A 12524-nucleotide genomic window follows, 5' to 3' on the forward strand; every position below is an offset into this window, starting at 1 on the left:
GCTCGGTGGCTTCAAGTTGTCATGCCCGTTCGGAGTATCCGGAAAACATCGAGAGCACCCGAGCCATCTCCGGTCCGATGACCGCCATGGCCGGTGCCTCGATCATCTCGTTGTGTCCGCATCGCACCGGTACCTCCACGATCCGGCCTGTCACGAGCGGACGCCATTCCTGTGGCGACCTCTCCCGCGGAATCCTGTCGTCTTTTCCGTCAGCCGGGAAGATCAGCAGGTCTCCCTCGTAGATCTGGGGAACGAACTGGTGCGTGATTCTCTGCGAAGTCTCGTACCCTCTGGCAATCCGCTCGAGGTCCCGACCGTCGACTCCCGTCTCGGGCCCGAGCCTCCGGGCCAGCACGGCCGCCGCCTCGTCGAAGGTCAGATCTCGGTCGGTCTCGATCTCGAGGCCGAGTCCTCGCAGTAGGTCTCGGACGTCGAGTGCGGCTGACGCAGAGGCATCGCCGTTGTCGGGGTAGCTGTCCATCATCGTCAGTGTGGCAACTTCGCGGCCGGACGATTGCAGTTCGACGGCCATGGCGTGCGCGATGACTCCGCCGAGGGACCAACCGAGCAAGTCGTACGGCCCGTCCGGCGAAACGGCTTCCATCTCTTCGACGTAGCGATGCGCCAACTGTTCGATCGACTGATAGTCACCGTCGTCGCTGAGTGCGGGTAGCTGAAGTCCGTACACCGGTCGGTCCTCGGGCAGATACCGCACCAAGCCGGCGTACCCCCATGACAGGCCGATACCAGGGTGCACACAGAACAGCGGTCTCCCACTTCCTTCTGTCCGCAGCGGAACAACCACGGCGAGAAGCTCTTCCATGCCGGCGTCCACTGTCGGCATGTCGAGGCGTCGAGCGATTCCAGCGGGTGTCGGGTCGAGGAACATCCACTGAAGCGGAATTCTGCGTTGGAAACGGGAGTGCAGTGCGCTGACGATTCGGGTGGCTACCAGGGAGGACCCGCCCAGGTCGAAGAAGCTGTCGGTAGTGCTCACCCGGCTGACACCCAGAACCTCGACAAACGAGTCGACCACGGCGCGCTCGGTGTCGGTGACCGGCTCGCGGAACTCGGCTGCAACCGAACTGAATTCGGGTTCCGGTAGAGCCTTTCGGTCGAGCTTGCCCACCGGTGTCATCGGAATCCGCTCGAGAAATACCACTGCCGACGGAACCATGTGCGAGGGAAGGCGGTCGGCTGCGTACGCCCGTATCTCGTCGCTGTTCGAGGCGTCGGCAGCTGACGTACGCACGTACGACACCAGGACCGTTTCACCCGACGGTCCCGTGTAGCCGACAGTTGCGGCGAAGTCCACCGACGGATGGCGTGAGAGAACTGCATCGATTTCCCCGAGTTCGATCCGAAAACCACGGACCTTGACCTGGAAGTCGCTGCGCCCGATGTATTCGAGTGTGTGATGCACTCCATCGCCGGAACCAACGATTTTGGCACTGTCACCGCCGGATTCACGCCAACGCACGACATCTCCGGTGCGGTACATCCGGCGCCCCGGCGACCCGTACAAGCAAGCGACAAATCGTTCCGACGTGAGCGACGCCCGATTATGGTACCCACGTGCCATACCTGGGCCGATGATGTACAACTCCCCCGGCACGCCCACCGGTACGGGCTGCAAACGCTCGTCCAGCACCAGGAAGCCGAAGCCCACTGCCGGCGAGCCGATGTTCACTCCCGCACCGGGTTTCATCGAATCGCTGACACTCGCCTGCACGGTGGTTTCAGTCGGGCCGTAGCCGTTGTGCAGCCTCCGACCCGGCGCCCATTGCGCGACGACCTCCGGCGGGCAGGCCTCGCCCACCAGATCGAGAACACGGAGCGCCTCGAAACCGTTGTCCCCCAACGCCGCCAGCGCGGTCGGTGTAATGGTGGCATGAGTGACCTGCTCGCGCCGGAAAACATCGGCCAATTCGGCGCCACCGTACACAGCAGGCGGAACGATCACGACTTGCGCCGAGGCGCTGAATGCCATCGTCAACTCGAAGATGGAAGCGTCGAAACTCGGCGATGCCAACTGTGAGACATGAGAGTCGTGAGTGACCTCGAACCTCTCACGAGTTTCGGCCGTGAAGCTCGCCAAACCTCGATGAGTAATGTTCACTCCCTTGGGTTTCCCCGTAGATCCCGAGGTGTAGATCAGGTAGGCCGGATGATCGAGGTTCAGTTCACCGGTTCGATCGTCATCGGTGATCGGTTCCGGCGACAGCGCGGCTACCCGCCGGGCGAATTGTGGGTCGTCGAGTTCCAGCCAGGGAACAACGTCGGGTAGGTGAGTTCGGCTGGACTGAACGGTCAAACCGAGCGAGGCTCGGCAATCGGCGAGCATGTATTCGACGCGCTCGCGCGGATAGGCCGGATCGACAGGCACAAAAGCCGCTCCGGCTTTGGTCACCGACCAGATCGCCACCACCGATTCGATCGAGCGAGGCATTCCCAGTGCCACGAAGGTCTCCGGGCCCACACCGCGACCGCACAACTCCCGGGCAACACGATTCGACCACTCGTCCAGGTCGCGATAACTGAGCTGCCGGTTCTCGAGCGACAGGGCCACCGAGTCCGGATCGATCGCCACGGCGTCCGCCAACAACTCAGGCCACAATTTCGGAGGTACTTCGGGGAGCCCATGCGCCGGCGTCAACTCGCGACGTTCAAGATCGCCGAGTAGATCGATGTCACCGATCGGTACCTGCGGATTCCGGGTCACGGCCTCGAGTACACGAACGAACATGTCGGCAAACCCGCTGACCGTACCGGGGTCGAAGAGATCGGTGGCAAAGTCGACGGCTCCGCTCATTCCTCCCGGTGCACCGCGATCGTCGTACTCTTCGGCGAGGAGGAATTCCAGGTCTACCTTCACTACCTCGAGTTCTGGGTCGATCCCGCGGACTTCCAGTCCCGCCAGCTTCAGAATCGGCCGATCGTTGTTCTGGAATTCCAGCGACACCGAGGAAATCGGTGCATAGGCGCTCGACCGTTTCGGCCCGACCGCGTCCACTACCCGCTCGAAGGGAACGTCGGAATGCGCGAACGCGGCGAGGTCGACTTCGCGGCAATGCGCAACCAACTCCCGGAACGATTGAGCCGGGTCGACCTGTGTGCGCAGTGCGAGCGTGCCGACGAACATGCCGACCAGATCATCGAGGGCACGATCTCCCCGGCCGGCGATCGGCGTTCCGATCACGATGTCGTCGGTGCTGCCCAAACGTGCCAGCAAGAGCGCGAGCGCTGCATGCACAGTCATGAATGCAGTGGACTCTTGCTGCCTCGACACGTCTCGGATACGGCGGTGAAGATCACTGCTGATCGAGAAGTGAATCCGCGAGCCGTGAAAACTCTGTTGTGTCGGCCGGTCTCGATCGAGGGGAAGTTCCAAGAGGTCGGGAGCGCCTGACAGTGCGCGTCGCCAGTAAGCCAACTGCTCGGTGATCACCGACCCAGGGTCGTCGCCGGAGCCCAGAATCTCCCGTTGCCAGAGCGCAAAGTCGGCGTACTGGACTGGAAGCGGCGTCCACTGGGGTTCCCTGCCGTACGCGTGGGCCTCGTATGCAATCATCACGTCTCGGGTCAGTGGAGACATCGAGAAGCCGTCAGCCGAGATGTGGTGCACCACTACGGCAAGTACGTGTTCGCGCTCATCGATGGTGAACAACGCTGCCCGCAGGGGAATTCGTGCGGCGACGTCGAAACCGGCCGAGACCATTCGGGCAAGCTCGTCACGGAGATGATGTTCGTCGGTCACCGATGTCTCGGCCAGTTGTGGCAGCGCGGCGCTTTCGGTGGGCACGATGTGCTGGACCGGTCCGTCGCCGTGGACCGGGAACATCGTTCGCAGCGATTCGTGGCGGGCGATGACATCGGACATCGCTGATCTCAAGGCCGGTTTGTCGAGTTCACCGCTCAACCGCACCACGAGCGGAATGTTGTATGCAGGAGAACTGGTGTCGAGTTGATTGACGAACCACATCCGCTGCTGAGCAAACGACAAGGGGATGTTGTCGGGTCGGGGGCGCGGTTCCAGTCGCTCCGACCGTTCGGCGACCGACTGGTCGATCACCGTAGCCAACTCGGCCACCGTCGGCGTATCGAACAGGTCCCGCACGCCGACGGTAGCTCCGAGCACCGCCCGTAGCCTCGCCGCGACCGAAGTGGCGCTCAGAGAATTTCCACCGAGCTCGAAGAAACTGATGTCGGTACCGACTCGTTCGAGGCCGAGCACCTCGGCGAACACGTCCGACACTGCCTGTTGGACCGGGCCGACAGGGGGACGGAAATCCCCTGTGGTCGTCTCGATTTCGGGGCTGGGCAATGCCGAACGGTCAACTTTTCCGACAGCGGTCAATGGTATGTTCTCCAGCACCGTGAGAACGGCAGGCACCATGTGCGAAGGCAAGCGCCGGGCCACGGCGCGAATCAGGAGCCTGGTGTCCAGTCGACCCGCGGTGGGCATGACGTACGACACCAGTCGGGTGTCTCCGGTGGGGGCGGAATCGGCAACCGTAACGGCAAATCCGACGTTGGGCTCCGCCATCAGCACACTGTCGATCTCACCGAGTTCGACACGGAAGCCTCGAACCTTGACCTGGAAGTCGCTTCGCCCGACGTACTCGACACACATGTCCGCCGTCCATCGCACGATGTCGCCGGTGCGGTACATCCGCGTTCCTGGGTCGGCCGGATTGGCAACAAAGCGCTCTGCCGTCAACCCCGGCCTTCGGTGATATCCCCGCGCCACGCCTGGTCCGGCCAGATACAGCTCGCCGGGGACCCCGACGGGAACCGCTTGAAGTCGAGCGTCGAGCACCAGTTCACTGACGCCACTGACAGGTCCACCGATCGTGATGCGTTCCCCGGCGGTCATGGGCGGACTGACGTTGGACATGATCGTTGCTTCGGTCGGTCCGTACGCGTTGTACAGGCGGCGGCCAGGTGCCCAGCGAGCGACGAGATCGGGTGGGCACGCCTCGCCCCCGAATACGACTTCCGAAAGTTGTTCCAGCCCACCCGGGTCCACCGTTGCCAATGCCGCCGTGGTGATGAACGCGTGCGTGACGGCGTGCTCGGCCAGAAGCTGCGCCAGGTCCTCGCCCCCGTAGATCCCGGGTGGAGCGATAACCATCGTCGCCCCGGCGCCGAAAGCCTGCAGATATTCGAAGAGCGACCCGTCGAAACTCGGAGTGGAGAAGTGCAGCGTGCGTGATTGTGGAGTTGCGCCGTAGCGTTCGACCTGGTCTCGGGCGAAGTTGTCGAGCCCTCGCTGTGTGACCACGACTCCCTTTGGCACGCCGGTCGACCCCGAGGTGTACACCACGTAGGCAGCTGAATCCAACCCGATCGGACGGAGTCGGTCGTTGTCGGTCAACGGGCTCCCCGAGAAGTCCTCGCACTTCTTCGTGAAATGCGGATCGTCGAGAATCAGCCACTCCGCGATATCGGGCAATCGATCTCGGCCCGCGGTGGTGGTCAATCCGAAGCTGACCTTCGAATCGATCAGCATGTGATTGATCCGCTCGTCGGGATAGGCGGGATCGATCGGCACGAAAGCAGCGCCCGTCTTGGCGACGGCAAGTATCGACACCACGGACGTGAGAGAACGTGGGACACCGACTGCTACGTAGTCCTCGGTTCCCAGTCCTCGCGAGACCAGCACGCGAGCAATGCGATTGGAGACGATGTCCAGCTCGCCGTAGGTCAGGCTGCCGTCCGCCGATTCCACGGCGAGCGCGTTCGGATCACGCTGGGCTGCCGCGTCGAAGATCTCGGGGAAGATGCGAGACGACCCACCAGCCGTGCCACGGGCCGGCACCAATTCGGCACGTTCGGACGGGGCGAGCACCGACACCACAGCCAAGGGGCGATCCGGCTGGGCACACGCTTCGAGTACACGATGCAGTCGTCCGGCGATCTCTTCGATGTCGGCGGCACCGAAAACCTCGGGTAGGTACTCGAATTTCAGGCGGAGTCTGGTGTCGACCGATGCCACCAGGCTGAGCGGGTAGTGGGCAGCGTCCTTGGCTTCGACATCGGCGATCCGGATCCCCGCAATATCGGTATCGGACGAAAGCCCCTGACGGTCAACGGGATACGATTCGAAGACAGTCAACGTATCGAATCCGGTCTCCGGCCCCGTGGCTACTTGGATCTCGGAAAGCCCGAGATAGTGGTGATCCGACAGCTCTGCTTGCTCGGCCTGGATCCGCGCGAGGAGTGTGCCGATACTTTCTCTCGGGCGCAGAGTGATACGGACCGGAATTGTGTTGATGAACAGCCCGATCATGGTTTCGATCCCGGTCAGCTCGGGAGGTCGACCCGACACCGTCGCCCCGAACACCACATCGTCTCTCCCGGTCAGTGCAGCGAGGACGATCCCCCACGATGCCTGAACAATTGTGTTGATCGTCAGTCCGAGTTCACGCGCCATCCCGCGAAGTGAGGTTGTGAACTCCTCGTCCAGATCGAACACCCACTCGGCCGCCATGGTGGAGAGTCGACGAGATCGAACCGCCGGAGCCAACAGCGTCGGTCCTTCGACTCCGCTCAGCGTCCTCGCCCATACAGCTCGAGAAGCTTGCTGATCGCGGCGGCTCATCCAGGTCAGATAGTCGCGATACGCGCGCGCGTGAGGCAAGGCCGCCACTTCACCGTCAGCGGCATAGAGCGTCGCCAACTCCCGGATCAGCAGTGGCATGGACCAGCCGTCCAGAAGGATGTGATGGTTGGTGAGCACCAGCGTGAACTTTTCGGGGGCGAGAGCAATCAGGGTGAATCTGATCAACGGCGCCTGCGCCATGTCGAACGGGCGCGCTCGGTCCTCCGCCAGTGCTCGATCAAGATCCTGATCTGTTGCACCAGTGAGGTCGATTTCCTGCCACGGCGCTGCCACGGCGCTTCGGACCACCTGGACGGCACGGCCGTCCGCGCCGTGAAGGAAGGCGGTACGCAGGTTCTCATGCCTGTGGAGCAGCGCGTCGGCGGCGCGACGCAGGCGCTCCGAATCGACTGCGCCGGCTAGATCGAGAGCCACTTGTACGAGGTATGCGTCGACCGATCGTTCGGCCAGTTCGGCATGGAACAACAACCCCGCTTGCAATGGAGAGAGCGACCATACGTCGGTCAGGTCGGGGCACCGGCTTTCGAGGTCGTCGACCGCGTCCTGTCGAAGATCGACCAGATCGAAGTCCGAGGGTGTGAATCCGCCGCTGTCCGTCGCGTACTCTCCGAGCCCGACCAATGCGTCGAGCCACCACTGCGCCAGTTGCCGAACATCATCCGCGCCCAGAATGTCCGGTGGGAACGTCCAGCTGGCAACGAGCTGCGGGCCGTCCTCGGTATCACTGTTGTCGGTGTCGCTGTCGTCGACGGTCATCACGTTGACCTCGAGGACGCCGGCGAGTGGGAGATCGACGGCCGTAACCGTCCGCAAGTTCTCGTCGCGGATCGGTACCCATCCCGCTGAAGCGTCGGCCTCGGATCCACCGACGCGTCCGAGGTAGTTGAAACTGATCTGGGGCTCCGGAAGTTGCGAAAGGGTGTGTGCCGTTTCGCGGTTCAGATAGCGCAGCAACCCGAAGCCGATGCCGCGGTCCGGCACCGCCCGGAGTTGTTCCTTGACGGCCTTGGCAGCGACGCCCGCGGCCGGGCCGCCGGCGAAGGCGTCGATCGGATCCACTCCGCTCAGATCGATCCGCACCGGGAAGATCGACGTGAACCATCCCACTGTGCGAGCAAGATCTGCCCCGGGAACCACCTGTTCCTCGCGTCCGTGTCCCTCGAGGCTGATCAATGTCTCCGGATTTTCGATCCCGCGCTCCCTATGCCAGCGGACCATCGCAAGAGCCAAAGCCGTCAACAACCCGTCCTCGACGCTCCCGTGAATCGCCTGCGGCACTGTCGTCGACACGGCATCGGTCAATGCCGTGGGAACTCGTACTTCGATGTCGGTGGTGGCCGAGGCGGTGTCCCTCTTCGTCAGGGCGCGCACACCCAGAGTCGGATCTGGACCCGCGAGCACCTCTCGCCAATAGTCGAGTTCAGCAACCCGATCCGGCTCGCGCGCGGCGTCGACGAGGCCACGTGCCCATCGACGCATCGAGGTCCCGACCGGAGCCAGTGACGGGTCGACGCCTGATTGCACCTGCGCACAAGCAAGTGCAAGATCGGGGATCAGGATTCGCCAGGAAACACCGTCCGTCACCAGATGGTGCGCTACCAGTAGCAACCGTTTCTGGCGCTGTCCTTCCTTTTGAATCTGTCCGTCGGTGTCGAGCAGGACTGCCTGCACCATCACACCTGTCTCCGGGTCGAGCCGCCCCAGAGCTGCGTCGAGTTCAGCCGAGACCGTCTCCGCGGCAGCACCCTCCAGGCTCGCGTGGCGTACGACGGTCTCCGCCCGCACCGTACCTGCTGGCGCAACGTCCATCCGCCGAGCGGATTCAGGATGCAGCGTCGCCCGGATGCCCGCGCGGAGGATGTCGTGGTGGTCCAGCACGGCCTGCATCGCCTGTGTCAGCGTGACCTCGTCGAGCGTGGCAGGAACCGCGAGGAGAACAGATTGTGAGTACCGCCGAAAGTCTCCGCCGCGATCGAGCATCCATTCCGCGATCGGTGTCAACTCGATCTCCCCGACGCCGCCACCGGGCAACTCGTCGAGAACAGCGTGACCGCCAGACGTACCGGCCGTCTCGGACAGCGCCGCAACGGTTTTGCGTTCGAATACCTCGCGCGGTGAGATCAAAACTCCGGCAGACTTGGCTCGCGTCACCAACTGGATGGACATGATCGAGTCACCGCCGAGAGTGAAGAACGAATCGTCGACCCCCACCTCGCCGAGTCCCAGAACCTCGGCGAACAGGCCCGCAAGGATGCTTTCCGTCTCGGAGGCGGGGCCACGACTCACGGTTGTCTGTAGCCCGAAGTCAGGTTCAGGCAACGCTTTCCGGTCGAGTTTGCCGTTCACCGTCAGCGGCAACGCCTCGAGAACCGTCACGACAGCGGGGACCATGTGTGCCGCCAACCTCTGTGAGAGATACTCGAGCAACGCCGCCGGAGAGACAGTGGCAACGGCCTCCGGCACCACGTAGCCCACCAACCGGTCTCTGCGAGCCACGACCGCCGCCTGAGACACGCCCACTCCGGAGAGCAGCGCAGCCTCCACCTCGCCGAGTTCGATTCGGTACCCCTTCACCTGCACCTGCAGATCGTTTCGTCCGAGGTACTCCAGCTGCCCGCTGTCGTTCCAGCGCCCCAGGTCACCGGATCGATACATACGCGCCCCACTGACGGTGAGATCGGGAATGAACCGCGCGGAGGTCAGACCGGACCGGCCGAGGTATCCGCGTGAAACCTGATCGCCGCAGACATACAGTTCACCCACCACACCGGGCGGCACCGGGTGCAACCGCTGATCCAACACATACACACGCAATCCGGGCAACGCCCGACCGATCACCGAGGCCGATCCGTCACGCGCCAGCTCACGATCGAGCGGTAGGTGGCTGACGTGCACCGTGGTCTCCGTGATGCCGTACATGTTGACCAGATCTGGTGACGACGTCCCATGGCGGGCGTACCAGCGCGTCAACTGTCCGAAGTCGAGGGCTTCTCCACCGAAGATCACGTAGCGCAATGACAGGGCCGCGCTCCCGATACGCCGGTCGGCTTCCGCCAATTGATAGAAGGCAGTGGGAGTTTGATTGAGCACCGTGACACGTTCGTGCCGTAGCAATTCGAGGAATGCCTCTGGTGAACGGGCCGTGAAGTAGTCGACCAGCACCAGCCGGCCACCGTGTGCGAGTGCGCCCCACATTTCCCAGACCGAGAAGTCGAATGCCTCGGAATGGAACATCGTCCACACATCGCCGCTGCCGAAGCCGAAGAGCGCTCCGGTGTTTGCCAGCAACGTCACGACACTGCGGTGGGAAACCTGCACCCCCTTCGGACGCCCAGTAGACCCCGAGGTGTAAATCACGTAGGCCACCGAATCGGGTCGGAGCGGTCGCAGCCGGTCTTGGTCGGTCACCGGAAACGGAGAACTCCTAAGCAGCGCTTCGAGAATCGCCGGGTCGTCCACGGCAATCACTGGAATCTCGTTGTCTGCGATTGCGTCACTGTCTCGTATGTCGGCGCCGTCGGCCCCAGTGGTCAGCACACACTTCGGCGCGGAGTCACGCAGCACGAAGTCCACCCGGTCGACCGGAGAAGTCAGGTCCACCGGTAGGTATCCGCCACCCGCCTTCACCACCGCCAGCAATGCCACCACCAGGTCGATCGAGCGGGTCATCGCGACTGCCACCAGGGTTTCCGGCACCACACCCTGAGCCACCAACAGTCGAGCGAGGCGGTTTGCTCGCTCGTCGAGTTCGCGGTAGGTGACGGACAATCCGTCGCAGCGCACCGCCACGGCATCACCGGACGTCAGCACCGCACGATCGAAGAGATCCGACAGCGAATCCTCGTGGGTTCCGACGCCCGAGACCGAGGCCGAGCCCGAGGCCGAGGCCGATGGCGCAACCAGCATCTCGCTGTATTCGCCGGCCAGAAGTATGTCGATGTCGCCGACGACTGCCGACGGATCCTCGATCACGGCGCCGATCACTCTCTCGAAGCGCTCCGCGATGCGCGTCACCGATACTCGATCGAAAATATCTGTTGCATAACGGAAACCGGCGCTGATACCGGCCGGCCCACCGTGCTCGTCGACGTGTTCCATCACACTCAGTTGTAGATCGAATTTTGCAACCGCGAGATCGATGTCGAGCGAGCGAGCCGTCAGTTCCGGCAATTCGAAGCTCAGTCCCGTATCGGTCTGGAATTCGAGGAGTACTTGAAAGAGGGGTGAATGCGCGGTGGAACGGTCGGGCGAGAGGTGATCCACCAACCTCTCGAAGGCAATGTCTGCATGGTCGAGTGCACCGAGATCCGTTGACCGCACCGCGGCCAACACCTCGGCAAAGGTTGCTCCGGATTCGACGGGTGTGCGAAGCACGAGCGTATTGACGAACATCCCGACCACATCGTCGAACACCGAAGCACCGCGCCCTGCGACCGGAGTGCCGATCACTACGTCGTCCGACGCCGAAAGCCGTGCCAGCAACACCGCGAGCGCCGCATGCATCACCATGAACAGGGACGCAGCATTCTGGTGTGCGAGGTCGGTCAAAACTCGATGGATCTCGGGTGAGAAGTCCATCGAAACCACCGCGCCCTCGGTAGACCGTTTCGGCGTTCGTGGTCGATCGAGAGGGAGCGGCAAGACTTCTGGAATATCCGACAGCTTCGCTGTCCAGTAATCGAATTCATCCGACGTCGACGTTCCCGGACCAACTTCTGCGTCGAGGATCTCCCGCTGCCACAGACTGTAGTCGGCATACTGGATGGGCAGTGGCTCCCAGTCCGGATTCTGCTCCTGAGCACGGGATGTATAGGCGCGCATCAGGTCACGTGCCAGTGGCGCCATCGAGAAACCGTCCGCGGCGATGTGGTGGACGACGATCGCAAGAACATGCTGCTCCGGCCCGATTCGGAGTAACCTCACGTGCAGCGGGAACTCTTCGGCCACATCGAATCCGACGTCGAAGAACGCGTGCAAATCCGTAAAAAGCCGCTCACCGGAAATCGGGACGGGGTGGATTCGAGGAGCAGCGAGCGCTGGTTCGGCGATCACCTGGTGGGGCCCGTTCGCGGACGTCGGGAAGATCGTTCGAAGGGTTTCGTGCCGTTCCACCACATCACCCAGTGCGGCTTGGAGCGCACCCGAATCCAGGAAGCCGTCCAGTTGTAGTGCGACGGGGATGTTGTAAAGCGGAGACGAGGTGTCGAACTGGTTGACGAACCACATGCGCGCCTGTGAGAGCGATAGCGGAATATGTTCTGGCCGGGTCTTACCCGCGATTTCTGAAATCCTCGAACCTTCCGGCCCCGAACCTTCCAGCCCTGAACCTCGCAGCACAGCTTGCAGCTGATCGATCGATGCCGCCAGATCAGCGACCACGGGAGTGTCGAACAAGGCCTTCACCCCGACATTCGTGCTCGATTCGAATCTGATGCGCGCTGCGACGCGAGTGGCGCTGAGCGAGTCTCCACCCAATTCGAAGAAATTGTCGTCGGCGCCCACCTGGTCGAGATCGAGCACCTCGGCGATGGCTCGAGCGACCATAACTTCGGCCCGTGTGCTCGGCGTCCGATAGTCCGCGGCTGTAAAAGTAGTGTCCGGGAGGGCTTTACGGTCCAACTTCCCATGCACCGTCACCGGAAACTCCCCCAACACCACCACCACCGACGGCACCATGAACCCCGGAAGAGACCTCCGCACCCCCTCCAACACCACCACCTCATCGACCACCACACCCACCTCACCCACCACAAACCCCACCAAAAAATCCCCACCCACACCCGACCGCAACACCACCACCGCACCAGCCACCCCCACCTGAGCAGCCAACACCGCCTCCACCTCACCCAACTCCACCCGCTGCCCCCGCACCTTCACCAGAAAAACCGTGCGCCCCACA

Annotated in this window: 1 protein-coding gene; it reads right to left on the reverse strand. The window is 62.9% G+C overall.

Going from position 1 to position 12524, the window contains the following annotated elements:
* Positions 1-19 precede the first annotated feature (19 nt).
* Positions 20-12524 (reverse strand): amino acid adenylation domain-containing protein (locus ACKAMS_RS27205; protein ID WP_408989830.1); only part of this gene is annotated, 12505 nt, incomplete at its 5' end.

It is taken from the genome of Rhodococcus sp. 5A-K4 (assembly GCF_046097995.1).
Lineage (GTDB): Bacteria > Actinomycetota > Actinomycetes > Mycobacteriales > Mycobacteriaceae > Rhodococcus_F > Rhodococcus_F erythropolis.